The sequence below is a fragment of the Streptococcus sanguinis genome (assembly GCF_019929225.1).
GTDB lineage: Bacteria > Bacillota > Bacilli > Lactobacillales > Streptococcaceae > Streptococcus > Streptococcus sanguinis_J.
In genome coordinates this window covers 284,717-307,817 of record NZ_JAHZPA010000001.1, presented here as the reverse complement: position 1 = coordinate 307,817, position 23,101 = coordinate 284,717, and the positions used below count along the sequence as shown (strand labels likewise).

General features: G+C 42.2%; 27 protein-coding genes, 1 pseudogene, 1 riboswitch and 1 other annotated feature. Of the genes and pseudogenes, 2 read left to right on the top strand and 26 right to left on the bottom strand.

Annotated features, from left to right (window positions below):
- Positions 1 to 277: 277 nt before the first annotated feature.
- The 8 genes from K1I80_RS01590 to K1I80_RS01555 all read right to left on the bottom strand — a co-directional run bounded on the left by K1I80_RS01590 (position 278) and on the right by K1I80_RS01555 (position 6,247).
- Positions 278 to 964, bottom strand: coding sequence for a hypothetical protein (locus K1I80_RS01590; protein WP_009660023.1), 687 nt, complete (start codon positions 962 to 964; stop codon positions 278 to 280).
- A 5-nt stretch (positions 965 to 969) separates the two neighbouring features.
- Positions 970 to 3,240: a hypothetical protein gene (locus K1I80_RS01585; RefSeq protein ID WP_223313299.1), complete on the bottom strand. Its 2,271-nt coding sequence runs from the start codon at positions 3,238 to 3,240 to the stop codon at positions 970 to 972.
- 15 nt (positions 3,241 to 3,255) lie between these two features.
- Positions 3,256 to 3,732: a hypothetical protein gene (locus tag K1I80_RS01580; RefSeq protein WP_002924162.1), complete on the bottom strand. Its 477-nt coding sequence runs from the start codon at positions 3,730 to 3,732 to the stop codon at positions 3,256 to 3,258.
- A gap of 1 nt (position 3,733) precedes the next feature.
- A complete protein-coding gene (locus tag K1I80_RS01575; RefSeq protein ID WP_002924161.1) occupies positions 3,734 to 4,393 on the bottom strand; it encodes a hypothetical protein in 660 nt (219 codons plus the stop codon).
- Positions 4,390 to 4,725 (bottom strand): hypothetical protein, encoded by a 336-nt coding sequence (locus K1I80_RS01570; protein WP_002924160.1) that lies wholly within the window; start codon positions 4,723 to 4,725, stop codon positions 4,390 to 4,392. Before K1I80_RS01570 ends, K1I80_RS01575 begins: the two co-directional genes overlap by 4 nt.
- Before the next feature lie 20 nt (positions 4,726 to 4,745).
- Entirely contained in the window at positions 4,746 to 5,138 is a 393-nt protein-coding gene (locus K1I80_RS01565; protein ID WP_002924159.1) for a hypothetical protein, read from the bottom strand.
- A gap of 14 nt (positions 5,139 to 5,152) precedes the next feature.
- Entirely contained in the window at positions 5,153 to 5,575 is a 423-nt protein-coding gene (locus K1I80_RS01560) for a hypothetical protein (protein ID WP_060975873.1), read from the bottom strand.
- A 156-nt stretch (positions 5,576 to 5,731) separates the two neighbouring features.
- Positions 5,732 to 6,247, bottom strand: coding sequence for a QueT transporter family protein (locus K1I80_RS01555; protein WP_223313300.1), 516 nt, complete (start codon positions 6,245 to 6,247; stop codon positions 5,732 to 5,734).
- Positions 6,245 to 6,381, bottom strand: a riboswitch (PreQ1 riboswitch). It overlaps the preceding gene by 3 nt.
- Before the next feature lie 28 nt (positions 6,382 to 6,409).
- Here K1I80_RS01555 and K1I80_RS01550 point away from each other — a divergent pair.
- Positions 6,410 to 6,850 (top strand): GtrA family protein, encoded by a 441-nt coding sequence (locus K1I80_RS01550; protein ID WP_223313301.1) that lies wholly within the window; start codon positions 6,410 to 6,412, stop codon positions 6,848 to 6,850.
- Positions 6,851 to 6,922: 72 nt separating this feature from the next.
- On the opposite strand, the gene K1I80_RS01545 is transcribed toward K1I80_RS01550, so the two are convergent.
- From K1I80_RS01545 to K1I80_RS01470, 16 genes and pseudogenes are all read right to left on the bottom strand, one after another.
- Positions 6,923 to 7,630 (bottom strand): B3/B4 domain-containing protein, encoded by a 708-nt coding sequence (locus K1I80_RS01545; RefSeq protein WP_223313302.1) that lies wholly within the window; start codon positions 7,628 to 7,630, stop codon positions 6,923 to 6,925.
- A gap of 17 nt (positions 7,631 to 7,647) precedes the next feature.
- Complete coding sequence (locus K1I80_RS01540) at positions 7,648 to 8,097, bottom strand: MarR family winged helix-turn-helix transcriptional regulator (RefSeq protein ID WP_223313303.1); 450 nt, start codon at positions 8,095 to 8,097, stop codon at positions 7,648 to 7,650.
- A gap of 118 nt (positions 8,098 to 8,215) precedes the next feature.
- A pseudogene (locus K1I80_RS01535) lies at positions 8,216 to 9,225 on the bottom strand (hypothetical protein).
- A gap of 50 nt (positions 9,226 to 9,275) precedes the next feature.
- The gene (locus K1I80_RS01530; protein ID WP_223313304.1) at positions 9,276 to 10,184 is read right to left on the bottom strand and encodes a YihY/virulence factor BrkB family protein; all 909 of its coding nucleotides are present in this window, start codon (positions 10,182 to 10,184) and stop codon (positions 9,276 to 9,278) included.
- A gap of 33 nt (positions 10,185 to 10,217) precedes the next feature.
- Entirely contained in the window at positions 10,218 to 11,075 is an 858-nt protein-coding gene (locus tag K1I80_RS01525; RefSeq protein ID WP_223313305.1) for a methionyl aminopeptidase, read from the bottom strand.
- Between the two features lie 21 nt (positions 11,076 to 11,096).
- Positions 11,097 to 12,374 carry a CBS-HotDog domain-containing transcription factor SpxR gene (spxR, locus tag K1I80_RS01520; protein WP_223311638.1) on the bottom strand — a complete coding sequence of 426 codons (1,278 nt, stop codon included), beginning with the start codon at positions 12,372 to 12,374 and terminating at the stop codon, positions 11,097 to 11,099.
- Positions 12,367 to 12,918, bottom strand: coding sequence for a GNAT family N-acetyltransferase (locus tag K1I80_RS01515; RefSeq protein ID WP_002897261.1), 552 nt, complete (start codon positions 12,916 to 12,918; stop codon positions 12,367 to 12,369). The genes spxR and K1I80_RS01515 overlap by 8 nt, the downstream gene beginning before the upstream one ends.
- Before the next feature lie 33 nt (positions 12,919 to 12,951).
- Positions 12,952 to 14,211, bottom strand: coding sequence for a UDP-N-acetylglucosamine 1-carboxyvinyltransferase (locus K1I80_RS01510; protein ID WP_223311639.1), 1,260 nt, complete (start codon positions 14,209 to 14,211; stop codon positions 12,952 to 12,954).
- Positions 14,212 to 14,455: 244 nt separating this feature from the next.
- Complete coding sequence (gene metK, locus K1I80_RS01505; protein WP_223313306.1) at positions 14,456 to 15,646, bottom strand: methionine adenosyltransferase; 1,191 nt, start codon at positions 15,644 to 15,646, stop codon at positions 14,456 to 14,458.
- Positions 15,647 to 16,075: 429 nt separating this feature from the next.
- Positions 16,076 to 16,498: a hypothetical protein gene (locus tag K1I80_RS01500; RefSeq protein ID WP_223313307.1), complete on the bottom strand. Its 423-nt coding sequence runs from the start codon at positions 16,496 to 16,498 to the stop codon at positions 16,076 to 16,078.
- Positions 16,499 to 16,670: 172 nt separating this feature from the next.
- Positions 16,671 to 17,138, bottom strand: coding sequence for a deoxycytidylate deaminase (locus K1I80_RS01495; protein WP_002895042.1), 468 nt, complete (start codon positions 17,136 to 17,138; stop codon positions 16,671 to 16,673).
- 217 nt (positions 17,139 to 17,355) lie between these two features.
- A complete protein-coding gene (gene rplT, locus K1I80_RS01490) occupies positions 17,356 to 17,715 on the bottom strand; it encodes a 50S ribosomal protein L20 (protein ID WP_000124830.1) in 360 nt (119 codons plus the stop codon).
- 44 nt (positions 17,716 to 17,759) lie between these two features.
- Entirely contained in the window at positions 17,760 to 17,960 is a 201-nt protein-coding gene (gene rpmI / locus K1I80_RS01485; protein WP_002895038.1) for a 50S ribosomal protein L35, read from the bottom strand.
- A gap of 33 nt (positions 17,961 to 17,993) precedes the next feature.
- Positions 17,994 to 18,524 carry a translation initiation factor IF-3 gene (infC, locus tag K1I80_RS01480; RefSeq protein ID WP_002895037.1) on the bottom strand — a complete coding sequence of 177 codons (531 nt, stop codon included), beginning with the start codon at positions 18,522 to 18,524 and terminating at the stop codon, positions 17,994 to 17,996.
- A gap of 16 nt (positions 18,525 to 18,540) precedes the next feature.
- Positions 18,541 to 18,671: a sequence feature (ribosomal protein L20 leader region), on the bottom strand.
- Between the two features lie 26 nt (positions 18,672 to 18,697).
- Entirely contained in the window at positions 18,698 to 19,375 is a 678-nt protein-coding gene (cmk, locus tag K1I80_RS01475) for a (d)CMP kinase (RefSeq protein WP_002895036.1), read from the bottom strand.
- A 9-nt stretch (positions 19,376 to 19,384) separates the two neighbouring features.
- Complete coding sequence (locus K1I80_RS01470; RefSeq protein WP_223338986.1) at positions 19,385 to 19,822, bottom strand: SAG1386/EF1546 family surface-associated protein; 438 nt, start codon at positions 19,820 to 19,822, stop codon at positions 19,385 to 19,387.
- Between the two features lie 45 nt (positions 19,823 to 19,867).
- Here K1I80_RS01470 and K1I80_RS01465 point away from each other — a divergent pair, with 45 nt between their 5' ends.
- A complete protein-coding gene (locus K1I80_RS01465) occupies positions 19,868 to 20,065 on the top strand; it encodes a ferredoxin (RefSeq protein WP_295345912.1) in 198 nt (65 codons plus the stop codon).
- Here the strand turns inward: K1I80_RS01465 and K1I80_RS01460 are convergent.
- Both K1I80_RS01460 and K1I80_RS01455 read right to left on the bottom strand, forming a co-directional pair.
- Positions 20,062 to 20,550, bottom strand: coding sequence for an EbsA family protein (locus K1I80_RS01460; protein ID WP_223313308.1), 489 nt, complete (start codon positions 20,548 to 20,550; stop codon positions 20,062 to 20,064). The two genes, K1I80_RS01465 and K1I80_RS01460, sit on opposite strands and share 4 nt — an antisense overlap.
- Before the next feature lie 79 nt (positions 20,551 to 20,629).
- Complete coding sequence (locus tag K1I80_RS01455; protein WP_223313309.1) at positions 20,630 to 23,098, bottom strand: LTA synthase family protein; 2,469 nt, start codon at positions 23,096 to 23,098, stop codon at positions 20,630 to 20,632.
- Positions 23,099 to 23,101: the final 3 nt, after the last annotated feature.

The window sequence follows — 23,101 nt, the reverse complement described above, 5'->3', positions numbered from 1 at the left end:
CTAATGAGAACACGGACAAACAATCTGAGCCTCTGACGAAGTAAACCAAAATTAGTCGACCCCGTCCGAGGGTCAGACAGAGTGAGCAAGTATGAGATAAAAGCAAATCATGCCTCTCCCAATCTCCCTCAACACTTACTCTTCCCAAAAGTAATAAAATTAGTATAGCATAAGATGAAAAGATGTCAAGGTAAATTGTATTGAATAACAAAAATACCCCAAATGTTATACTTTTCTTGATTAACATTTAGGGTACCAACAAATTATACTCTCTGTTTTAAAAATCTAATCCAATTATAATCCATTCGTCTACCAAAGCCCAAAAGTCAGACTGCCTTTTAGGAAGTTCTCTTGACGACCATAAATAGGTGTTTCCATTTTCGATGTCTAAAACAACGTATTCCCCCATACCGTTACTGAAAAAATTATAAAGTGGGATTAAATCTATGTCTAACTGTTGCAAATATTCCCAGTCATAATCTGCCATAGAGTTCACATTTTTAAGGTTATCAATCCCCATGCTTTTACTTGTATAATCATAAAAACCGTTGTGGATATGAGTATAGAAATCTGTTATTGATTGTTTTATAGTTGGTGCGTTTTCTCCAAACTTTTGTTTCAGCACCTCAACTGTAACGGGTTGCTTCCCTTCATAATAGATTTCTTCTCCTGTTTGGTAAGTCAAAATCGTATACAAAAGCGAATATTCGCCGTCTAAACAAATCAAGTCTATATTTTTTAAATAATCGCCTAAATAAGAAATTGTGTTTCGCAAATCAGAAGAAGAATATTCTTTCCACACTGAAAGAATTTTTTCTTTTCTTTCTTCCAAACTATCTGACAAAAGTGCTTCTTTCCAAAAATTTGGAATTGGAGCCTCTACAATTTGGCTTTCATCCGTCACAATTTCTACACTTGAACTAGATAAACTATATTCGTTTAAAAAATCTATTTTATTAGTCACTTTTGTTATCCTCCATTTCCTTTCACATATGAGTCTATCATATTTTGAATAATTCCTTCAAGTTCTTTTTCCCTAGCAATCATTTTTTCTCTAAATTCTGGATTGATTGGAATACCTTCTTTGACATACGTTGTCCATTCCTCATAAGTTTTTGAACCTTTAGAGGCATTTGCTGATTTGCTCAACCCAACGAAATTATCCTCATAATTTAATATTTCTAATTGTTGTTCTCTAGTTAGCTTATCAAAACCTTCCATTTTTGCAATTCTATCCATTGATACTATATGGTCAGCTTCTAATGTTTCTCCCTTTTCTATTGTATGTCCTGGAATAGCAGGGTCATCCATAGGCAAAACTACATCTTTATTGACTTTTCTCCTCATTTCTGGAGACGGCGTTTTCCTTCTCAGGATTGCATATTCTGTGTCTGATATTCTTCTTTCACCATATCGAGGCTCAGTTGTTCCAACTTCGGTATCCACTTCTTCTGGCTTCTGCACCTTCTTGCCAGCGTTAGGGGTGACTTCGGGTTGTCCTGCTTTGGGTAGGTCGGGTTCTTGTGCCTTGACCTTCGGAACGGCACTGGCACTAGCCGCAGCTGCGTCAATGTCTGGTTTGACCTTGGTTTCCATTTCTGGCTTAACCTTGGTCGGATTGACTTCGGCTGGGCGAGTCACTTCGATATCGGGCTTCTTGGTCACGTCCACTTCTTTCGGACGGCTGTTTGGTGACACCACCTCGCTCGGACGAGCTTGGCTGACCTCCGGCTTCACGGGCTTACCTGTATCCAACTCGCTGTTGGTCTTATCCACCGCTGGACGGCTTGGATTGTCAATCTCGGGTTTCGCCGTTTTAGTGGTATCAATTTCTGGCTTCTTATTTGGACCAGTTATCTCTGGACTGCTTGCACGGTCAATCTCAGGCTTGCTTGTCTTCATCACATCAAGCTCTGGTTTCTTGCTTGGACTTGGTATTTCTTGATGTTGGGGCGTTTGAATCTCTGGTTTTGGCTTCTTGCCTGTACCAAGCGTAGACGGATCCACATCTGTGTCCGCATGGGTCTTCAAGCCTGCATTGCCCGCTGGCAGATCCACACCTTTCCCACTACTTGGCAAGTCCACATCAGCTCCACTGCCACCCTTGCCAAATCTTGCTCGGGCTTTATTTCCAAGAGCAGTAGCTCCATGACCAATCGCACGCCCTATTCCAAACTGGAGTGCTGCGCCCAAGGGGTCATCCTGCATCGCGGTCACCGTATGAGCGATGTCATTGGCATCGTCGGCATAATTGACAGCTTTGCCTACCGTCTGTACCGTCGTAGAGGCGGCTTTCCCTGTCTTGGCAAGCACGCTGGCATAGGTCGCAAAGCCACCGGTCGCTGCCGTCAAGACTGCGTCCACACCTGCCCAGATACGCTCCCCGTCAGTCAACCGTTTCCCCGAAATGGTCTCCCCGCTAATCGCCTGATAACCGCTATCTGCCACCAGATAAGCAGTCCCTGCTCCGATAAGGATAGGAGCTAGGGTACCGCCACTCAGGACGCTCCCTGCGATAATGGCACCCACTGCTATAATTTTACCACCAATTTCAACCCACTGCAACCAGCCTTTGTTGTTCTCCTTCCAAGTCGAGCGCGCCCGCTCGTACTCGCCGACTTGCGTCGGAAACATAGCTTCCATGAGCTGTTGGTCGCTCAAGCCCTTGAGCTTTTCGTAATTCTCATGATCTTCTTTCTCAATTTTCGCCAAGCCTTCTTTTGCCAGCTTGAGCTTAACATCGTAGAGTTCCTTGGCAGCGGGTATCGGTGTTTTGTCGCTATTGACAATATCCGAAATACTGTAGTGCTCTGTGGTGGTGTACTCTATCGCAGTCCCGTACTCATCGTAAGCCGTGTTGGTTTTCGTATAAGTCAAATACTTACTCTTATACTGGTTTTTCCCTTCGTTGACCTTATTGAGACTCTCCAAAGCATTATCCAAACCCTCAAAGAATTTCCCGTCAATATTTTGGACGATTTCCTTGTGGACTTTCTTAGAGGCATCCAAGCGATGAAGAGCATGGTGCTCCGCATCTTCAAAAGGACCGACGGGCATGTCACGCCCCAAAGTCGCTTCTCCCGTTGCCACATAGAGATGAGCTAAGCCCTCAGAATTGACCTTATTTGACACTTCATCAATATCGCGTAGCAAGTCCTTTACGCAGTTGATGTTGCTGTGAAACCAACCCGTCTTAGAGCCTTCTTTAAAGTCAGGTTCATTCGTATAATATTTAGCCATTGTAACTCCTCTCTATCAGGCTCCACCAGTACCGATGATAATATCAGAAGACTTGGTCCCCTTCATATTCTTGTGAATTTCACCATTCTCGTCTTGAATAGATTTTTTCAGCTTGTCAACAGAGCCCTTAGGATCGTCTTTTATCCCCTGCTTGTCCTCAGCAGAAGTCTCGGAGCTATATAAAATACTGTTGGCGATGTCCATAGCCAGTATCTTATCAGTATCAATAAATTCGCTATAGGTGGTCTGTGTGTGCTTAAATATGACCTCGGTCAAAGTCTGAAAAGTCTGCGCTTTCGTGACAAATCGAATCAGCTGATTCTCATTTCCAACCATACGATTATGCACTTCTCCCTTTGAAGTGAGCGCAGGCAAGCCGTCAACTCCTTCTTTTAATTTCGTACTCAGCTGGGTTGCTGAAGTGACCATAGTTCGGATATGGAGCAAAAGCTGTTCCTGCTGCGTTAGGTCAATACTAATTTTGTCTGCCATATTACACCCTCACTTTCAAATCGTGGATAATCTCATCTCGTAATTCCTCACCGTCCACCGAGCGAATGCGTTCATGCGCCACATCAAACTCATACAAGCCCGATGGCGCCTCCAAAAAGAGACTGTCTTTCAGCAGCTCCTTGCGCCGAAATGTCTGCAAACGAATGGCTTCATTGTCGGCATAGTAAGCCTGTAAGCGAAAAGCCGAAAAAGGTTCCCAGCTGTAGTAAGCGTAGTTCTTGCGCTTCTCTTCCAAGTCCTTCAAAATCGGATGAATGTCTTTCAAATGCGCCAGAAAAACCAGGCTATGCAAAGTTTCAATCACATATTGATTATCGCCAATCTGCTTGATGACCGTCGTCGTCCACTTGTTGCTGTCGGTTTCCTGCGCGCAGAAATAATTGCTGTCCACCTGACAATGGTAAATCGCCTTGTGATAACGCTCCAGAAAAGCGCCGTAATAAGCGCACTCTTCCGTCGGCTCGTTATCAATCACCAAGCCCATTTTCCCCAAGTCCTCGTAGCCTTTTTCTAAAACCTGGCGCAGATTTTCCAAGCGAGTTTTTCCCTCTTCGCTAGGCAGGGGCAGAAAGAAGAGGTCATCCGAATAATCGTTAAACATGTGTAAGGCGTAAATCGCCTCCAAAGTAAAAGTCTTCATCCGTTGTCAATCTCCTTTTTTACATTGGCTTGGGAAGTTGAATTGAGCAGGGTTTCCAGCCCCTCAACAGCCGTTTTCAGCTCCTTCACGCTAGAAGAAAAATCACCTTGGTACTGTTTGAGAAAATCCTTCAGCCCCAGATATTGCTCCTTAGCCTTTCCGCTCCAGAGGCTCTCACTGCTTTCCATAGCGGAGATATTAGAAGGAATGGTTGTCTCTATCAAAGTCACGGCTGCTTTTAGATTTTCCAACACCGCAGCAATATTGCTACTTTCGTATTGTACCGTCTCAGCCGTATAACGGTCTTGAATATCATTGATATTTGTATTCATTTATACACACTCCTCCTTAATTACCACATTCTTTCGAAAGGATTCCATTTTCCTTCATTGTATTCAGATTTAGCACTATCAATCTGACTGTCAAGGCTACTGATTTTCGATTCTAAAAGATTGTGCAGATTGACGAATGACTGATTGGCGTCACGAACATAGTCGCGGTATTTTTTCATCGTTTTGACATCTTCTTTGAGATGTTCAGAAAGATTGCTGATGTAATGATAGCCCTCTTCACCGTCTACAATGCCGATGATTTTTTCACAATAATCGATAAAATTGTTCATATCATCCAGACTACGCATATGACTCAAACTATGCGACCGAATACTATTTCGCACCCGCTCATATTTTCTCTTTTCACCGCTCAGGTTTTCTACCCTGCTTTTCAATTCTTCATCACTTGCCATACTCTTCTCCTTCCTTAATTACGATACTGTTGGATAATCTCGTAGATTTCCTTTTTTTCTTTCTCTGCCATGCCCGACTGATAGCTTTGCACAAAGACAAAAGCCACAACTACGAGCGCTGGAAGAAGCATCAGATATCGCTTTTTCCGCATAGACATAGGCACCACGACCTCTTTGGTCTTAACAGCTTTAAATTCTGGGTGCTCTTTTTCTATTTGATTTTTTGCCATAAATAGAGGAAAAGCCCCGACAAACCAAATAGGGAGCATAATAATCGTGAGAATAGAAAAATACCTATTGTAGGACGGTAAATCATTATATAGTAATATAATGACACCCGCCACTCCAATAAGGTATGCAAGTCCCCACCAAAGAAGCCAATGATAGGCCTCTTTTTTGATTATCAAATACTCCCTAAGCTGCTCATTTTGTTCCATACAGAACCTCCTTGCGTTGTTTTTTTGGTCTCCCCTACCAAGAAGTTTAATGAGACTAATCTTAGTCTAAATGTACACTTCTAGCATACCATGAAGTAAAAAAATATGCAAATGTTTCCAATCTGTCTATTTACACACATCAGAGCCACAAAAAGCCTATTTTGTTAAATCAATTCGTCGGGCAATCTGGTTAATAATGATAGCTCCAGCAATCAAGGAAGCAAATTCTCCAATGGCTGTTGTAAACCAAGTCAGGAAGAATGGCAGGCCTTGCAAGAAATGTAATTCTGCAGCAATGGTCACCATCGAAATAGAGAATAAAACTGCAAAATAGAAATGATCCAAACGAATCAAGCCTTTAATCAGATATTGATTCTTATAGCGACTGAAAAGATAGACACCTAGTGACAGGAAGACCAAGGTGGATCCGCCGCCAACAAAGACATCAATGATTCCAAAACTATATAGATTGGCAATCATACAGCCAATAGTCACACCCATGATATATTTCCGATTATAAAAGGCCATAAAGTTCATCATTTCAGAAATTCTGAACTGGTAAGCACCATAGCTAATCGCATTTAAAGGGGGCGTAATCGTAAGGACTACATAAATAGCAGCGACAATGGCAATCTGAGCCAAATCACGAACTCTCAGTTTTTCTTGTTTCATGTTTTCTCCTTTAGCGGCTTTACCGCGTGTAATATGCTTGGCGAAAGAAGCTAAGCGCCAAGGGTTGCGTCACATGAGAGGAGCATCATTAGATGATTCCTCCACAGATTTGGCAACCCAACTAGTATAGCATAAATCCCAGAAATATGATAGACTATCTTTATGAAAACTTTAATCAAAAAATTCTTTGACAATGAGGTTCTGTCCTATCTTTTCTTTGGTGTGGCAACAACTGTCGTATCCGTTGTCAGTCGGATGCTCTGCTATGAATTGACGGGAAACGAACTACTGGCTACAATAATAGGTGATATTCTTGGTATTATCTTTGCATTTGTAACCAACGATACTATCGTTTTCAAGCAAGCAAGGAGTGGCTGGCCTTCTAGACTTATCAAATTTTTCACTGCACGTTTGGCTACTATGGGCTTAAATTTACTATTGACTTTTATCTTTGTCACTAGTTTCCCACAGATTATAGGCCAGTTTGTCAATAACAATATTAAAATGGTCAATACCATCGAAACCTTCATTGCCCAAGTACTTATTATCGTCCTCAACTACATCTTTAGTAAGATTTTTGTCTTTAAAAACAAGAAAAAATAACAACAAATCAGTCTATTTCACCCTATAAAAGCAAATCTGGACCAGATGATTCTAATCCAGATTTTTTTATTCCTAAATTTCCAAGCTTGGATTGTCAAGCGTCAGATGGGTGATTTCACCTTTGACAACAAAATAGTCCTCAATCAGAGTCTGGAGTTCTATCATAGCTGCTTGGGCACGCGCTGATTGCTCTCCATTGATGGCCTCGATGACCAATATGGCATTCTTGGTCTCCTCAGTCAGCATGGTCCGCTGGGCTTCTCGCCAGTTAAGACAACGGCAGACAGCCCCCTCTTCATCATAGTAGATGATTTCTTCTGGCAGTGCCGGTGCGTCACTATCAGCACCCAATGGGAAAAAGGCTTCCCCACCCTTGGCTTTACCTAAATAAAGACCTCCGACAATCTTATCCAAATCCTCACCGCCACATGGAACCGCATAAGACAGCGAGACACTGTTGTAGATATCAACCAAAGGATTGATTGGATGAAATTCACGCCCCTGACTGACCCGCTTGAGCAGAGCTTCGATAGAGGATCGTGCTCCTTTCTTGGTCTTGAATTTGCTGAAAGCCTGCCGCCACTCCTGAATGACTTCATTTTGAGTGAAGTTCTCATCTGGAATAAAGTCCTCAGCTCGTTTTGCTCCCTTATCCAGGAGGGATTTGAAATATGAGTCCTTACTCTCATCCACACTATTATCAATCCCCTTGACCACTAAAACACTAATCTGAGCTTCCGGAAATACTTGCCAAAATTCATGTTCAACTGTAACTTTCATGATGCACCTCTTCAATCTTAATAGTTTCTTTTTTGTCTTTTTTTGACGGCTTCCCAGTCACCTGTGATGTTTTCACGCACTCGTACCAGCATTTTCTCCAAAGCTTGAACTTCCGCCTGAGAAAAGCCCTGCAGGGATGCCTCTTCAGAATAGGCATTCTCAGCTAGGATAAAAGGATAAAGTTTTTCTCCTTTTTCCGTCACAAACCATTCCTTGTTCTTCTTGTTGTCTTTGGCTGCCTTCTGCTGGACCAAGCCCTTGGCCTCTAGCTTCTTAACAGATCGGGCAACCGTTGAGCGATCCACCTTGAGCAGCTCCGACAGTTCCTCTTGGATAATCCCCGGATTCTCCGCGATTCGTACCAGATAAAGATATTGACCTCGTGCTAGCTCTATGTCACGGAACTCAATATTAGCAATGGAATCCAAAGCTCGGGCAATAATCCCAATTTCCCGTAATACTGACATATCCCCTCCTTAAATTTTTATTTGACTCTATTATAACACATTTTGTTGCAAATGCAATAAAATTAACTGAAAAGAAAAAGAGGAAAATCCTCTTTAAATTTGGCAAAAATATCTTTTTCTAGTTTTCTTCCTTATAGTATTTTTGTAATTCTTCCGCTGAATTAATGACATGTTCCTGCCCATCTAATGAATATTTAGCTGGGATAGTCACATTCTCAAATACATTCGTTCCAGGCGGAAAGAAGAGTTCGGTTACGTTTTTTACTAACTCAACATCGGTTTCTCTATTTAAGAAAGCAATACAAGCATCTTTTTCATGCATAATCTTATATACTTGGGGATATTTACTTGATAGAAGTGAATTCTCAAATTGTTTTTCTGAATAGGATCTTTCCAGAGACATCCATGTTATATGAAGTCCAACACCTTTTTTTTCATACGTTCAGCAAAATTAGTGGCGGTCGTAAAACCATTAGGAAGATCTCTATATGGATTAATTCCCTTATCTGAAACAATTCTCCCTTCATCTAGATTAATACAATATGCCTTTTCTTTATCAGTTGACTTCTGTCTTAAATAGATTACTGCATAATACTTTTGAGTGTTTGAGTCCGCTATAATATTCGAATCTATTTTTAACGGAATCAAATCAGGGTCATAGTTACGAACCATCTCAAAAACATCAAATTCTCTCTTTTTTAATTTTTTATTCTGGAATTTGTAGACTGCCAACTTCCAATATTCCCCTTTTTGAGGAATATTTCGATTAAATTCATCTTTATTCAATAGATTGGGATTAGCTTTGAGCTTCATGTAACTATTGACGAAATATCCGGAGTCAAACTCTCTTATAACATCATAATCAGGATCTACTATATATGATTTTGCTTTTTTCATATTTTCCTGTTCTTCAGAATTTACAACGTTCCAGTTATAAGCAATAGCCTTATCGTTTTCAAGAAAGCTATAAACAGGTTCATACTCTGGAACATAATATGTAAACTGCCCATACTCTTCTTGGAACTTCTTTGCCTCTTCCTTGCTCCATATAAAATACATTGCAGCTCCTAAAAGCAAGAGCAAAGCGAACACAATACTCTTCCATTTAGTTATTTTTTTACTTTTCATACTTATTTATCCTTTTCCACTCTAAAACAACATCAGTCCTCTTCCCCATCCTACTCTTTCTTCTTGAAAGTAAAGCGACCTGTGCTTTCAATTTGAAACCCTGACTCACAGCAGCTCTGGATACTGGCATTAAGCACTGCGCCAACAATCAAAATTTTAGCAATCATGATAAACCAAAACATCATCACAACCATAATGATGGAGCTGAAAAAGCGAACATCAACCAGGTGATTTAAATAATTATCCATGTAGACAGAAAAGATATTCAGCAAAGCCAGAATGGTCAGGAGCACAAAGGCACTGCCCGGCAGAACATAGCGTTTTTTGTTGATTTTCACATTGGGCAGGAAAAAATAGAACATAACCAAAACCGCAAAGAGTAAGGCGTAAATCAGAGGCTCGGTAAAATTCTGCAAGTGCTGATAGAGCTGGCTATCCAGCTTCCAATAGGTACGGAGAAAATCAAGCGACATATGACCAAACATGGTCAGAAAGAGGGCCAAGGCAAAGAGAATCTGCAGACCTAGACTCACAAATAGGCTCATGACGCGATGAGAAATCAGACCCCGGCTCTTAGCCACCCCATAAGCTTTATTAAATGCAATCTGCAGGAAATTCATGGACTTGGAAAAAGTCCAAAGAGCTGACAAGACTGAGAAGCTCAGCAGACCAGTCGAAGGCTGGGTCAGCACTTCACGCATGACTTTTGCCACAACATCATATAAAGTCTCTGGCAGCATGTCCTTGATGGCTGTCAGAAAATCCGCCACCGGAATGTGAAAATAGGGCAAAATATTCACCACAATCAAGAGCAAGGGAAAAACAGAAATCAGCCAATAATAAGCAACTGCAACGCTGCTCAGCTCACTATCTGCCTCTTTATAAAAACGGAAAAATTCTCTTAAAAACTGATTTCTGCGAATCTTGGCAAAAAATTTCTTCACTCTCTTCTCCTTCAAAAAAAGCTGAGACAAGTGCCCAGCCTTTGATTTCTAATAAGTCCCTTCTTCTCCCTGGCTGGTCAGAATGACAGGTCCATCTTTTGTAATGACAAACTGATGCTCATACTGACAGGACAGGCCGCCATCCAGCGTTTTATGTGCCCAGCCGGTCTCAAAGTCCGTATCAATTTCCCAGGTACCTGTATTGATCATGGGCTCGATAGTCAGAACCATTCCCTCACGCAAGCGCAAGCCGCGTCCTGCTCGACCGTAATGCGGCACCATAGGCTCCTCATGCATGGTTGGGCCAACACCGTGCCCTACCAAATCCCGCACAACGCCATAGCCATGACTTTCAGCATATTCCTGAATAGCTGCACCGATGTCGCCGATACGATTGCCGACCTTAGCTGCCGCAATTCCACGGTAGAGGCATTCCTTGGTCACATCCATCAGCTGCTGAGCCTCTGGGCTAATCTTCCCTACTGCATAGGTCCAGCAAGAATCTGCCACACCGCCCCGGAAGCTCTCTGTGTGCTGCTTCATCTCTGCTACATTGTCAAAATCTAGCTTGGACACATCCAGCTCTGCCTTATCGATCAAGCCAACCACCATATCAACGCTGATGACATCACCTTCTACCAGCTTCTGATGACGGGGAAAGGCATGGGCTACCTCGTCATTAAGAGAGCAGCAGGTCGCATAAGGATAGTCCATGACAGAGCCTTCAACACCAATTTGCAGAGGCAGGGCATTGTCTTCTTTACAACGCTTGCGGACATACTCTTCGATGTCCCACATGTCAATGCCTGGCTTAATCAAGTCTCTCAAACCAATATGGACAGAAGCCAGAAAATCTCCACTCTTGTCCATCAAGTCAATTTCACGCTGTGATTTTAAAGTAATCATTCTCTCTCTAAATTCCTCCTCTTAATTAATTTTCACTGTAATCGTGGCTTTGGCAACCAGCATCGCTTCCAGATACATCTCAAAGTCAATAATAGCTGTCCGCCTAGTCTGACGGATAATGCGCGGCTGGATATGCAGCAGGTCATCAATCTGAACCGCCTGAAAGAAATAAATCATCAGTTGATCGATAATCAAGCTGCGGCCGCTGTTGACCATGAGCTGCTGGGCAATCCGAGTCAAAATTTCTGTCAGCACACCGTTGGCCAGCACACCATTTTGCTCCAGCATAAAAGGCTCAACGGTAAAGGAAAACAAATCATCCTGACGACTAATCTTCTGTCCTACCTGCTCACTGAAAGTCGGCAGGCTGGAAATCTGAGAACGGCTCATTTTTTCCATAATGTCCCGCCGTGTAATCACGCCCAGCAAGGTCTGGTTGCTGCGAACCACTGGTATCATTTCAAAATCTTCTGCAATCATGCGCTGGCTGATATTGGCAATATTAGCAGATAAGCCTGTCATAAAGACATTTTTCGTCATGACCTTATCCAAGGTTGTCAGAGGAGACTTATCCCCTGCATCCCGCATGGTTACTACTCCCACCAGCATCTGCTGCTGGTTGATAACCGGAAACCGGCTGGCACGATTGCGGCGGACCAAGTCCAGATAGTCACGAACAGTATCAGTATCATGCAAGAAGCCGTACTCGTGGCTGGAGCGATAGACCTGCTCCACTGTTAATATATCGGTCTTGATCTGCATATTGGACAGGGCACGATTAATCATAGTTGCGACGGTGTAGGTATCATGCTTGGTTCTGAGAACCGGTATATTAAGCAGATTAGCCATCTTCAGGACTTCCGAGTTGACTTCAAAACCTCCAGTAACCAACACCGCATTCTCATTTTCCAAGGCCAAAAGCTGGATTTTCGTCCGATCTCCGACAATCAGGAGACCGCCCTCTGTCAGATAACGCAGGATATTCTGCTCCGTCATGGCTCCGATGGAGAATTTATTGAATTCTTTTTCTAGACCATCTTCTCCGGCCAATACTTCTGAGCCTGTAATATCAACGATTTCCTTGTAGGTCAGATGCTCCAAAACAACTTTCTTGGACTTAACCCGAACCGTACCGCTCCGAGGCCTGGTCTCAACAATACCGCGGTTCTCCGCTTCCTTGATAGCTCGATAGGCCGTCCCATCACTAACTCCCAGATAGTTTGAAATACTACGGACACTGACCCTCTTTCCGATTGGAAGATTTTCAAGATAGGTTAAAATTTCCTGATGCTTACTCATTAAAATCTCCTCTCTCATAACGGTACTCCAGATAATCTCTCATCTTCCTCGTGTACCGATCGCTCCCTTTAAACTGCCGGTAGAGACTGAAGCCAGATTTTTGAGCCACCTTTTGACTAGCTAGGTTCTCTGCATGAGTGATAATACTGAGGCGTTTGAAGTCAAAGCGGGTAAAAGATAGAAAAGCAATCTCTCGAACAATTTCTGTCATCAGCCCTTGTCCCCAGTAGTCTTGCCGCAGAAAATAGCCTAACTCAGCTTCTTTCTTGATCTCGTCCATCTTTTCAAACTTGACAGAGCCAATCATTTCCTGCGTTTCCTTGTGACAAATGGCCCAAATCCCCAGAGGATTTTTCATAAAGAAATTGGCAATGACGTATTCACTTTCCTCTAGGCTTGCTTCTGTCGGAAAGATGAACTGAGTATTTTCCGGATTGGACGCAATCTTATATAGGGCCCCTGCATCTTCAAAGACAATGGGCCGCAAAAAAGCATGCTCTGTCTCAATAAATGAGCAGGCTGCTAAATGTGTCCATAAATTCATCTGCTACCTCTACAAAAAATAAGCGAAAAACGCTTATTCTTCTATCAACTGGATATCTGCACCCAGACTTGTTAATTTTTCAATAATATTAGAATAGCCACGCAGGATAAACTCGATATTAGTAATCTCTGTCTTTCCTTGAGCCATCAAACCTGCAATAACCAAGGCAGCTCCTGCTCGTAAATCGGTCGCCTTGACCTGAGCTCCCTGCAGTTGATTTGGCCCCTCATAGACAATCTGGTCGCTGCTGGTCGAAATCTTGCCTGCCATCTTAGCCAGCTCCGCCACATGATTAACCCGCTTCTCATAGATAGTATCCGTAATCTTACCATGGCCATTAGCCGTCAGCAAGAGCGGGGTGATAGGCTGTTGTAGGTCAGTTGCAAAGCCTGGATATGGAGAAGTCTTAATGTTGATAGCTCGCAAATTTTGCTGCTCTTCGACGAAAATGCTGTCTTCAGAAACCGTCATCCGAACACCCATTTCCTCAAGCTTGGCAATAAAACTCTCCAAATGCTCATAAAGGACATTATTAATCTGAATTCCCTGACCAATAGCTGCAGCAAGGGCGATATAAGTTCCTGCCTCGATACGGTCAGGAATTACTTGATGACGCGTTCCATGAAGGTGTGGAACCCCCTCAATCGTGATAATATCAGTTCCTGCTCCACGGATATGCGCTCCCATATTATTCAAGAGAGTTGCCACATCAATGATTTCTGGCTCCCGCGCTGCATTTTCAATAATAGTCCGACCTTTGGCCTTGACAGCAGCCAATATAGTATTGATGGTGGCACCCACGCTGACCGTATCCATATAAATGCTAGCGCCTTTCAGTTGCTGACCTCCTGTGGATAGGTTCATGTAGTTGCCGTCCATGGTCATCTTAGCCCCCATCGCTTCAAAAGCCTTGAGATGCAAGTCAATAGGACGCGGCCCCAAATCACAACCACCAGGCAGACCTACCGTTGCTTCACCATAGCGACCAAGCAAGCTGCCATAGAAATAATAGGAGGCTCTTAGACTGTTGATCTTTCCATAAGGCATAGGGACATTTTGGATACCACGCGGATCAATTGTCAGACTGTCCTCAGAGCGAGTAACACTAGCCCCCATGGCAATCATGATATCAATCAGGCTATCCACATCCGAAATATCCGGAACGCCATCCAACGTTACAATATCATCAGCCAGAATCACAGCCGGAATCAAGGCAACGACACTGTTTTTAGCACCATTAATAGTCACCTCTCCTTTTAAGGGGCGACCACCATGTATTACAATTTTTTTCATGTTTAAAATAAAGCTCTTTCAAGGTATTGCCATTTATTATACCACAGATTCGAGAAATTTCCTATACTTTTAGATAAATAAGACAATTGAAATTAAAATGAAACTGAAAAATTACTTTTTTAATAGTATTTTCAGAAAAATACAGTATTACCAGGAATGAGAGAAGCGCAAGGCTAGACTGCTTGCCTTGCAAATATTACCTATATAAAAAAGCTCTCAACCATTACGATTGAGAACTGTCTTCTTACTGCACTGATGCTTTCAATGCCTCTACTTTATCCAACTTTTCCCAAGGCAGGTCAATGTCTGTCCTACCCATGTGGCCATAAGCTGCTGTTTGACGATAGATTGGGCGTTTCAGATCCAGCATTTGAATAATACCGGCCGGACGCAAATCAAAAATCTGACGAACAGATTCCTGAAGCTTGCTTTCTGCAACAGCACCAGTTCCAAAAGTATCAATCCGTACAGAAACCGGCTGAGCCACACCAATGGCATAGGCTAACTGCACTTCTGCTTTCTTGGCCAGTCCCGCCTCCACTATGTTTTTAGCAATGTAACGAGCTGCGTATGAAGCTGAGCGGTCGACCTTGGTTGCATCCTTACCAGAAAAGGCACCGCCACCGTGACGAGCATAACCGCCATAAGTATCCACAATAATCTTACGGCCAGTCAAGCCAGAGTCTCCTTGCGGACCGCCAATTACAAAGCGGCCGGTTGGATTGATGAAAAATTTTGTCTTATCATCCAGATACTGGGCTGGGATTACTGCTTTAATCACCTTTTCAATCACATCACGATGAATCTCTTCATTAGTCGCTTCTGGATCATGCTGAGTCGAAATAACAACTGTATCCACCCGCACTGGTTGGTCAGTTTCATCATACTCAACAGTCACCTGTGACTTAGCATCTGGACGAAGATAGGCAATCTCTCCTGATTTGCGCAACTCTGCCAATCGACGGACTAGCTTGTGACTGAGCGAGATAGGAAGCGGCATGAGCTCCGGCGTTTCATCCACTGCAAAGCCAAACATAAGCCCCTGGTCTCCAGCACCAATCAAGTCCAATGGATCTTGATCTGCATTCCCGCGAACTTCCAAGGCTTCATTGACACCCTGAGCAATATCTGGCGACTGCTCCACCAAAGATGGATGAACACCGACCGTCTCTGCTGAAAAGCCATACTCTGTATTGGTGTAGCCAATTTCTGCAATGGTATCACGAACCACACGATTGATATCCACATAAGCTGTGGTCGAAATCTCACCAAAAACATGAACCGAGCCCGTATAAACAGCTGTTTCAGCAGCCACATGGGCATCTGGATCCTGACTCAAGACAGCATCCAAAATAGCATCGGAAATTTGGTCTGCAATCTTATCAGGATGCCCCTCCGATACAGACTCAGACGTGAAAAGTTTACGTTCTGACATAGAAATGTCCCCCCTTAAAAAATATTAAACAAATGAACAAACTCCAAAATGATGAAAATCTTGTCACCTACGAGTTACGACGCGAAAGAAATAAAAACGATATCTTTTTATTTCTGAGCTAGTGAGGCGCATAGGCTGTCCGCACCATAGCGGCAACCGTAGAATGACGAGTGACTTTGGAGCCGTCATTGTTTGCGAGTTACAAAGTACTGATAGAAGTTTCCTACCACCTTATCGGGACTATATAACTTTCTCATTATACCATAATTTACGATACCACTCCCTTTTTTTAAAAAAAGAACAAGATATAGATTAAAACTATACCTTGTTAAACTCCATTCATTCTTGGAAGTTAACCAACCTATCCAGACTAAATAACAAAATAAAAACATAAAAAGAAGATATAGTTTAGCACCAAATTTTCTTCTGTTACCTCTCCACTTCTTTAGCCATTAGAGTTCCGAACAAAACAAGAGCTGCTAAAACAAATGGAGCGATTTGAAAAAGAAACCAATCTGGGTCTCCTGCAAAAAAGGCAGAAATCAGGTAAAGTCCTGAACCTGCATACAGTAAACCCTTATTTCCTCTATTCTTTCCAATACCAGTTAAAACGGTCGCAATTAAAATACAAATTAAGCTGGGTGCTAGGAAAATTAACAAGACGATCCCCCATGGAGCTGCTAGAGTGAAAAGTAAAACAAACAAGACAAGATAAATTATCGATAGATAAAAAGCAAATGACAGCAGACCTGACCTATACTTGGTTTCTTTTGAATTCTTCATAGTAACGTCAGGAATATTTTGTTCCTCAATAGATTGATTATTATCTTTATTCATCTCATTATTCGTCATTTGATTCATCCTTTCTAATTATTTTTTAGACTGAAGAGGCAAGATATCTATCCCACTATTGTTCCTCAGATAATAGCATTTCGCTTATGTCCAACCTCTATAATACACGCTTGATTCAGAGAATATTTTGCTACATAACATACATATGCGCTTTTCACATAAACTCCTCATTCTATACCAAATCCGTCTGAGCGATAGCCTTCTTGACATCATCCAGCGGCAGATGAACTAATTCCACCTCTTTCTCCTTGTATAGATACTGAGCATAGTCATCTATCCGATATTGGTTGATGTAGACCACTCGCTTACAGCCGACCTGAAGCAGTTGCTTGGTACAGTTGAGACAGGGAAAATGAGTCACATAAGCCGTAAATCCCTTGGGGACTCCCCGCTCGGCTCCTTGCAAGATGGCATTGACCTCAGCATGCAAGGTCCGCACGCAGTGACCGTCAATAACCAGACACTCATGGTCAATACAGTGCTCAGTCCCTGAAACCGAGCCATTGTAACCAGTTGAAATAACCTTATTATCCTTGACCAATACAGCGCCAACCTTGGCTCGCTTACAGGTTGAACGATTAGCGATTAAGAGAGCCTGAGCCGCAAAATACTGATCCCAAGCTAAACGATTCTCCGACATAATTTCTCCATTCTACTGATTTTTTATTCACATAAGTATCTGTTTTTTCTATTATATCGCAATTCCCTATTTTTAACTAGCTTTACCATGAAATCTGTCTTATCAGTAACAAGCCTTTATCTATACTATAAGTGGCATGGCGGGCTATTTCTTTCTTTATACTTTTCATTAATAGTTATCGAAAAAGAACCAAGGAAATCCTCAGTTCTTATTTTAATTATTTACCAAGCTTAGCTTTAGCTGCATCTGCAAGAGCTGTGAAAGCTGCTGCATCGTTAACAGCCAAGTCAGCCAACATTTTACGGTTAACTTCAATCTCAGCCAATTTCAAACCATGCATCAATTGTGAGTATGAAAGTCCGTTCAAACGAGCTGCCGCATTGATACGAGTGATCCAAAGTTTGCGGAAGTCACGTTTTTTCTGACGGCGGTCACGGTATGCATAGTAGTAAGAGTTCATTACTTGCTCTTTTGCAGTACGGAACAAGATATGTTTTGCTCCATAGTAACCTTTAGCTAATTTTAAAATACGTTTACGGCGTTTGCGTGATACAACGCCACCTTTAACACGTGCCATTTATATTTCCTCCAATATTTCCTAGATAATCGTTACAGTAGCTCTTATTTCAGACCTGTAAGCATTGCTTTGATACGCTTGAAATCTCCTGCATGCACCATTCCTGCTTTGCGAAGATGACGGCGTTGTTTCTTAGTCTTTCCGTGGAAACGGTGAGAAGTGTAAGCACGGAAACGTTTCAAGCCACCAGAACCTGTACGTTTGAAACGTTTAGCTGATGCGCGGTGTGTTTTTTGTTTTGGCATAATGTTTTCTCCTTTTTCTATCTTTCTGACAATCTATTTTTTGTCAGGAATTGGCGCCATCTGCATGAACATCTGACGTCCATCCATCTTAGGCTTTTGCTCAATAATAGCAACATCTTGAGTCGCTTCAGCAAAATCTGCTAAAACTTTAGCCCCGATTTCTTTGTGGGTAATCATCCGGCCTTTGAAGCGGATAGATACCTTTATTTTATTTCCTTTTTCAAGGAACTTGCGTGCGTTGCGAAGTTTAGTGTCAAAGTCTCCCTTGTCAATAGTTGGACTCAGACGAACTTCCTTCACAGTAACAACACTTTGTTTCTTGCGTTGTTCTTTTTGTTTTTTCTGGTACTCAAATTTGAACTTACCGTAGTCCATAATTTTTGCAACAGGTGGTTTAGCTTGTGGCTGAATCAGGACCAAATCGACATTTGCTTCATCCGCAAGAGACTGCGCTTCGCTCAGCGGTTTAATACCTAATTGTTCGCCGTCAAGACCGATCAAGCGAACTTCACGCACACGAATTTCATCATTGATGAATAAGTCTTGTTTTGCTATGGTTTTCACCTCTTTTTTTATTTTTAGAGAAAAACAAGTGCGGACCTGCTAACGCAAACCCGCACTACATGATAATATTTCATTACTGAAACTAAATCCTGTAGAGCCAGACAACGTTAGTCGCAAGGCGAGAAGCTCTCACTTCTGCTTTTCTCAACTCTACTATCATACCAAGTTTCATTTTATTTGTCAATGATTTTTTTCGCTTTTTCTTCGATAAATGCAACAACTTCAGAAATGCCAACACCCGTGGTATCAAAATGAATGGCATCGTCTGCCGGTTTCAATGGCGAAACCTCGCGGTGACTGTCCTTATAATCCCGCTCTGCAATTTCTTCTTTCAGTTTGTCCAAATCAGCTGGAATACCTTTTGATAGATTTTCCTTATATCGGCGCTCAGCTCTTTCATCAACCGAAGCTACCAGATAAATCTTGAGCTCAGCCTGAGGCAAGACAACCGTTCCAATATCACGGCCATCCATGACAATCCCTCCCTGAGCAGCAATTTGCTGCTGCAAGGCCACCAGTTTCTCACGTACTTGAGGAATGGCTGATACCCAGGAAACATTATTGGTAACTTCATTTTCCCGAATCGGGTGAGTCACATCCACGTCGCCGACAAAGACTAGCTGCTCGCCATCTTCCGCTCGACCAAAACTGACCGAATGATTATTGAGCAAGTCTACAATTTCAGTGGCATCTGCTTCTGTTAGATGATGCCGCAAAGCCAGATAGGTTGCAGCTCGGTACATGGCTCCTGTATCTAAATAAGTATAGCCAAAGTCCTTGGCAATAATCTTGGCAACAGTCGATTTTCCACTGGAAGCAGGACCGTCAATCGCAATTTGAATCTGTTTCATAGCTGGCTCCTACTCAATCTTCACAACGTCACCTGGATTGGCATACCAAGAACCAGTAGACATATGAGAAGGGTTAAGCTGTTCCAGCTTGGCAATGGAAATACCTGCACGCGCCGCAATTGCAGCCTCGCCTTCACCAGGCTGGACAGTCAGAGTTCCTTCAGATGATTCTGTCGTATTTGCCGCTGTCTGCTCTACAGTAGAAGACGCTTCACTGCTGGAACTTGCTGCTGAAGTGCCGTAGAAACCTTCCATTTGGGTCTGTCTATTACTTCCCCCAGTAGACAGATAGGTCAAGAAGCACACCACCGCAACCACTAAAATACAGAAAATAATGGTTAATATGGTCAACAAACGATCAGCATTCAAGGCGCTAAATTTCTTGGTTCGTTTCAACTTATCTTCTCCGTTATCGTATACATCTTCTTCCCATGGTTCTTTTTCCATGACTTCCTCCTTGAGTTTTTCTTAAAATCTTATTACAATATGGGTATGAAAGTAACACTCATTCCCGAACGGTGCATTGCCTGTGGGCTCTGTCAAACCTACTCAGATCTTTTTGACTATCATGACAATGGCATCGTCAAATTTTACCAGGACGACCAGCTCCTAGAAAAGGAAATCGCTGAGGATCCCGATGTCGTGGAAGCCATCAAAAACTGCCCAACCCGAGCTCTTTTGAAAGACTAGGATTTTTTGGACTGACTGCCATAGTAAGCTTCAAAATAATCAATATGGGTAAAATTATCCACCAATTCTACCTCACCCTTAAAATGCTCATTAAGGGCTAGGGCATTGACAAAATATTTCTTAGGCCACTTGCGCATACAAAAAGTCCGGCTGCGGTTCTGCCCTTTAAAATATAAGGTAATTGACGTCTTGGTCACTTCGACTTTTTCAATATCTGAAATCTTGACCTTTATCGGAGTAAAGGGATTGGCTGTGATAATACGCAAGGTTCCATCGTCATAAATGGTAAAATAGCGATGAACTCCCATTCCCAACAAAACCATGAACAAGAAGAAAGAAAACAGAACAAGAGTCGGCACTCGTGAGCTTTCATACATCAAAGCCAGGCCAACAAAAATCGGAATGACCGATAAAGACCAATATATTATCAGGATAGCTACATCTGGCTGCCAGTGATAGCGAACCTTACCGAAAATCTTTATCATTCTCACACCCCCATACTACTAGTTTAGCATAAATTAAGAAAAAATAGAACAGGTAGACTTGCCTATTCTATTTTTTTATTTATGATTTTGCTGTCTCAAAGAAGCTATCGGACAAGTAGCCCTTGCCTCTGACCATATCATACTCAATCAGTTTCAAATCATCTGCTATTTCTTGAGCTTCTTCGTCCAATTCCTTTTTATCGACACTGGCTTTATGCAATACTTCTGTTAATAAAGCATAGTAAGGTGATACTTTGGAATTTGTCTGCTCCAGTAAGAGAGCGGAGAAATCACTAGAATTGACTCTTGGATAATCGAGTTTAGGAGTTTCATAATTACTCCAAACGAAATAATCTGTCAGATATTGGCTTTCTGGATTTTCTTTAAAGGCTGACTGAGGATAGAGACCAGGCAAATGGTCACCGTAAAAGACGACTGTTACTTTTTTATCTACCTTTGAAAGCTTCTCCAAAAACTCCTTGGTCGCCTGATCTGTATGGTAAAGCATTCTGACATAGCTGGAAAGAGATTCGTTCCCTTCCTTGCTAAAATCAGGATAGCTGGCAGACATGTAGACAGGATTGGGCTCACTCCAAGGCATGTGGTTCTGCATGGTCATGACAGAGAAAAACTGTCCCTGCTTGCCATTCAAATGTTCCAAGACCTGATTATAAGTCGTTTTATCGCTGTAATTACCACCTATATTATCACCCTTTAGGCCTTTAGTACCATAGTGAATAAAGGTATCAAATCCCAAATCCTGGTAAATGACATTTCTGGCATAATTGCTAGGGGAGGCCAGATGGATTACTGTCCGATTCTTAGATGAATAAGCATCACTAATGGAAGGGAATCTATTCATCCTCGGGACAATTTCAGTATAGAGAACCGAAATAGACGGAGACAGATTATAAAAAGGTAAACCAGTCAGGGTCTGAAATTCCATGTTGGCCGTTCCTCCACCATAGCCGTCTGACTTCATAAGTCCACTGGTGGTGCGAGTTTTAACTTCCTGAATATAAGGAATTGGATTTTCAGACATGGTAACGCCGTCAACCCGAGCAGGGTCAGAAAAACTTTCACTCAGGAGATAAATTACCGTTTGATCTTCGATTTTATTCTGGCGGTCTTTGTTAATAGCTTCCGCAAGATTCTTATACTTTCTTTCTATCTCTTGAATCTTTTCCTTAGAATAGCCACGCGGCTCAATCATGGTTGTATCCGACATCTGTGAAAACCAGACAAAAGAAAGGGAGCGCAGCTGTGAATTGACAGTATTTCCCATCCAAGTCAGGTCATGGAAATTATTTAAGATCGAAATAACTGGGATATTCTCTACTATTTTGCCATTCTTTTTAGTAGCAAATATATCCATGACTCCCAAGAAAAAGACCAGGGGCAGGACTAGCAAGAGGAGCTGGTATTTAAGAACGGTAATGAGCTTGCCTGGCAAGATTTTCTTACGCAAATACCAATAAAGAGCGCCTAGAGCAGCTAGTCCCAAGATAGCATAAAATCCATAATTGCCTCCGAGAAAGTCAAAGAGGGTCTTGGGATTTCTCAGCCAGACCATATCACTAGGCAATATTGGCTCTTGGCGATACTGAAATTTCAGACTGCTGGCTATGGTAGCAACCACTACTAGCGCTGTTATCAGCATGGTTGGCAGGAGAAAATGATTGAAAATCAGGTAAAGAGCCATAAAAATCATGAAAAAAACAATGATTTGAAAGAGACTGGCTCCGGTGAAAAGATACCTCTCCAAAACAACCACATCTCCACGGATAGTATTTTGAATGGTGTAATTAAAGACCAGAGCAAAGACTGCACTCAACACAAAAGCAACAGAAACACTGGCTTTATTCTGAGCGAGATCGCGCAATCCCTTAACAGCTAGAAAGCTGGGGAGAGAAAGCAGGATAAAGATAAGTGCGATAAGGCAGATGAAAGTTAGCACAAAGTTCTGCGTTATGTCCAACTTGCCTTCCTCAAGGAAATTCACTAAATAGCTTTGGTGATGCAGCAATTCCGGCATCTTATCGTCCATCAAAGCAAGAAATAGGAAGAGTTGGGACAGAAAAAGATTTTCCAGTACCTCTCTATTTTTCTTATTAACCTGCAAGAACTTACCTGGGAAGCGTTTTTTAAGCTTTGGAAAATGGATAAAAATATACGCAAATAAGAAAATCAAAAGCAAGCCAGGCAGGGAGTTAAACTGCCAAAAATGATTGCTGAAAACCCGTTCTGCTTTGAACTCAAAATCATTGACATGCTGCGTTACTGTCAGTAAGTAAGAAAATCCTGTATAGAGAGCGTAAATAATAGCTGACCATATAAAGAATCTTTTGCTGAAGAGCTGAGACAAAAGCTTACCCAAGCCAAACAAAAGAGGGAGCAACATCAGAAAGGCCAGCCACAAGGCAGGATAATTCCGCAAATTTTCGCCTTCCTCCAATAGTAAGACTGTTGTAACAGCGACTGTATCTAAAAGTAAAAAACTAATCAGCAGGTATGAGAACTGCTTATAGTGGTTGAGTAAAAATTTCATTTT

What these genes read in the sequence shown, in the direction of transcription:
- K1I80_RS01585 (WP_223313299.1), bottom strand. Translation starts at nt 3,240, where the DNA reads ATGGCTAAATATTATACGAATGAACCTGACTTTAAAGAAGGCTCTAAG.
- K1I80_RS01580 (WP_002924162.1), bottom strand. Translation starts at nt 3,732, where the DNA reads ATGGCAGACAAAATTAGTATTGACCTAACGCAGCAGGAACAGCTTTTG.
- K1I80_RS01575 (WP_002924161.1), bottom strand. Translation starts at nt 4,393, where the DNA reads ATGAAGACTTTTACTTTGGAGGCGATTTACGCCTTACACATGTTTAAC.
- K1I80_RS01570 (WP_002924160.1), bottom strand. Translation starts at nt 4,725, where the DNA reads ATGAATACAAATATCAATGATATTCAAGACCGTTATACGGCTGAGACG.
- K1I80_RS01565 (WP_002924159.1), bottom strand. Translation starts at nt 5,138, where the DNA reads ATGGCAAGTGATGAAGAATTGAAAAGCAGGGTAGAAAACCTGAGCGGT.
- K1I80_RS01560 (WP_060975873.1), bottom strand. Translation starts at nt 5,575, where the DNA reads ATGGAACAAAATGAGCAGCTTAGGGAGTATTTGATAATCAAAAAAGAG.
- K1I80_RS01555 (WP_223313300.1), bottom strand. Translation starts at nt 6,247, where the DNA reads ATGAAACAAGAAAAACTGAGAGTTCGTGATTTGGCTCAGATTGCCATT.
- K1I80_RS01550 (WP_223313301.1), top strand. Translation starts at nt 6,410, where the DNA reads ATGAAAACTTTAATCAAAAAATTCTTTGACAATGAGGTTCTGTCCTAT.
- K1I80_RS01545 (WP_223313302.1), bottom strand. Translation starts at nt 7,630, where the DNA reads ATGAAAGTTACAGTTGAACATGAATTTTGGCAAGTATTTCCGGAAGCT.
- K1I80_RS01540 (WP_223313303.1), bottom strand. Translation starts at nt 8,097, where the DNA reads ATGTCAGTATTACGGGAAATTGGGATTATTGCCCGAGCTTTGGATTCC.
- K1I80_RS01525 (WP_223313305.1), bottom strand. Translation starts at nt 11,075, where the DNA reads ATGATTACTTTAAAATCACAGCGTGAAATTGACTTGATGGACAAGAGT.
- spxR (WP_223311638.1), bottom strand. Translation starts at nt 12,374, where the DNA reads ATGAGTAAGCATCAGGAAATTTTAACCTATCTTGAAAATCTTCCAATC.
- K1I80_RS01515 (WP_002897261.1), bottom strand. Translation starts at nt 12,918, where the DNA reads ATGAATTTATGGACACATTTAGCAGCCTGCTCATTTATTGAGACAGAG.
- K1I80_RS01510 (WP_223311639.1), bottom strand. Translation starts at nt 14,211, where the DNA reads ATGAAAAAAATTGTAATACATGGTGGTCGCCCCTTAAAAGGAGAGGTG.
- metK (WP_223313306.1), bottom strand. Translation starts at nt 15,646, where the DNA reads ATGTCAGAACGTAAACTTTTCACGTCTGAGTCTGTATCGGAGGGGCAT.
- K1I80_RS01500 (WP_223313307.1), bottom strand. Translation starts at nt 16,498, where the DNA reads ATGACGAATAATGAGATGAATAAAGATAATAATCAATCTATTGAGGAA.
- K1I80_RS01495 (WP_002895042.1), bottom strand. Translation starts at nt 17,138, where the DNA reads ATGTCGGAGAATCGTTTAGCTTGGGATCAGTATTTTGCGGCTCAGGCT.
- rplT (WP_000124830.1), bottom strand. Translation starts at nt 17,715, where the DNA reads ATGGCACGTGTTAAAGGTGGCGTTGTATCACGCAAACGCCGTAAACGT.
- rpmI (WP_002895038.1), bottom strand. Translation starts at nt 17,960, where the DNA reads ATGCCAAAACAAAAAACACACCGCGCATCAGCTAAACGTTTCAAACGT.
- cmk (WP_002895036.1), bottom strand. Translation starts at nt 19,375, where the DNA reads ATGAAACAGATTCAAATTGCGATTGACGGTCCTGCTTCCAGTGGAAAA.
- K1I80_RS01470 (WP_223338986.1), bottom strand. Translation starts at nt 19,822, where the DNA reads ATGGAAAAAGAACCATGGGAAGAAGATGTATACGATAACGGAGAAGAT.
- K1I80_RS01465 (WP_295345912.1), top strand. Translation starts at nt 19,868, where the DNA reads ATGAAAGTAACACTCATTCCCGAACGGTGCATTGCCTGTGGGCTCTGT.
- K1I80_RS01460 (WP_223313308.1), bottom strand. Translation starts at nt 20,550, where the DNA reads ATGATAAAGATTTTCGGTAAGGTTCGCTATCACTGGCAGCCAGATGTA.
- K1I80_RS01455 (WP_223313309.1), bottom strand. Translation starts at nt 23,098, where the DNA reads ATGAAATTTTTACTCAACCACTATAAGCAGTTCTCATACCTGCTGATT.